The 1,730-nt window shown below is 47.0% G+C and carries 2 protein-coding genes and 1 pseudogene; all 3 read left to right on the forward strand.

The window, feature by feature from the left end; all coding sequences use genetic code 11:
* A partial coding sequence (locus ACVLVH_RS24110) for an IS3 family transposase (protein ID WP_498950464.1) occupies nt 1-83 on the forward strand: 83 nt, incomplete at its 5' end.
* A 364-nt stretch (nt 84-447) separates the two neighbouring features.
* Nucleotides 448-1,083 (forward strand): response regulator, encoded by a 636-nt coding sequence (locus ACVLVH_RS24115; protein WP_498950462.1) that lies wholly within the window; start codon nt 448-450, stop codon nt 1,081-1,083.
* Between the two features lie 178 nt (nt 1,084-1,261).
* A pseudogene (locus tag ACVLVH_RS24120) lies at nt 1,262-1,513 on the forward strand (transporter substrate-binding domain-containing protein); the annotation flags it as partial.
* Nucleotides 1,514-1,730: the final 217 nt, after the last annotated feature.

Raw genomic sequence — 1,730 nt, forward strand, 5'->3', positions numbered from 1 at the left:
AGTGTGATTACAATCGGTGGCGCCGCCACAGTGCCTGTGGCGGTCTCAGTCCCGAACAATTTGAAAACCAGAACTTCACTTAGGGCCGTGTCCACATTACGTGGGTAGGATCAACCATGCTTCATTAACCGGTCCATATGAAAACAGCCATGCTTAAAAAGCTGACATCTCAAGTCCTGACGTGCTGTCATGCTATTTTATCCTCGCGTGTTGCTATCCCATAAAAATTATTTTTCTAATTACGGCCCCTTTAGCAACGACTCTCAGGTGTCAAAGGTATTCATGACAGTGCTGCACAACTCATATTCAATCTATTTTCAAGATGGGTCTGGGATTGTGAGAAATAACTCAGTTCGCCTATGCAAACAATATCTTCTGGCAGTCAGATAGGTTAAAAAATAACATTGTTAAATTGCAGTCAAATTAATTCTGTTGGAACTATTTTTTATGTTAAAAATATTACTGGTTGACGATCACCCTGTTGTGCGTTTTGCCGTGCGGATGTTACTCGAGAAAGGAGGCTTAAACGTGGTTGGCGAAACAAACAATGGTATTGATGCAATCCAGATGGCACGTCAGTTACAGCCTGATGTGATTTTACTGGACATCGGATTACCGAAAGTCGATGGGTTTCAGGTGATTGATCGATTACGCAATGAGACACAGCAAATCAAAATTCTGGTGCTGACATCTCAGGGGACCTCACACTTCGCTCTGCGCTGTCAGAGGGCAGGCGCTAACGGTTTTGTCACCAAGACGGAAGATCTGACCGGATTGGTTGAAGCGGTCAATGTGGTCGGACGGGGCTACAACTATTTCCCTCAGGCAGATTACCTTGATAAAAGTCAAGAAAAGGCTGATATTCATCAGGAAGAAGCTACAATCATCAGACATTTATCCGATCGTGAGATGAGCGTTTTGGTTGGGTTAGCCAGTGGACTGAGCAACAAGGAAATCAGCCTGAAACTGGTGTTAAGCGAAAAGACGATTAGCACGTATAAACATCGGCTCAAATCCAAGCTCAACGCCCGGACAATCATTGATCTCATCGATTTTGCCCGTAGGAATCAGCTGCTTGATTAAGATCAGAAACAGAGTCTCGCTGTTAATCATCTGTCTGTGGTCATTGACTTCAAACCCGGCATGGGCAGAAAAGTGGTCTTTACTGTTACATACCACGTTAAACGATCTCGCGCCTCTCTCCGTCACACCTGCGCAACAGCAATGGTTAAAGCATAAGCAAACGCTGAGAGTCGGTATCATGAATACCGATTTCCCGCCCTATGGTTTTCGAACCTATGCCAATGATTATGAAGGTTTGAGTGCTGACTATCTCGGCGTGGTGTCAAGGCAGCTTGGGTTGAAGGTTCAGCTTATTCCTTATGACAATGCCGGGGAAATGTGGCGGGCGTTAATTGATGGATATATTGACCTTATACCCGGTTTCACCGGCCTGTCCGCCCCTGACAGGACCCTGTTTTCACTGCCTTACTCCCATGAACAACCGATTCTCGCCGTCAAAAATGCGTATCTTGATACGTTACCCGCAGATCTGGCCAATGTGCGGGTCAGCGTCGCTTCGGGATATGTCGCACCGGAGGAAATTACGCGCGCCTATCCTGAAGCGCGCGTCCATGCCGGAGTACAACGTCAAAACCATTGCCGCCAGCCTGCGACGTCAGGGACTTCGTGCAAAGGCTGCCCGTAAGTTCAGCCCGGTCAGCTACAGA

It is taken from the genome of Kluyvera sp. 1366 (assembly GCF_054823405.1).

What these genes read in the sequence shown, in the direction of transcription:
- ACVLVH_RS24115 (WP_498950462.1), top strand. Translation starts at nt 448, where the DNA reads ATGTTAAAAATATTACTGGTTGACGATCACCCTGTTGTGCGTTTTGCC.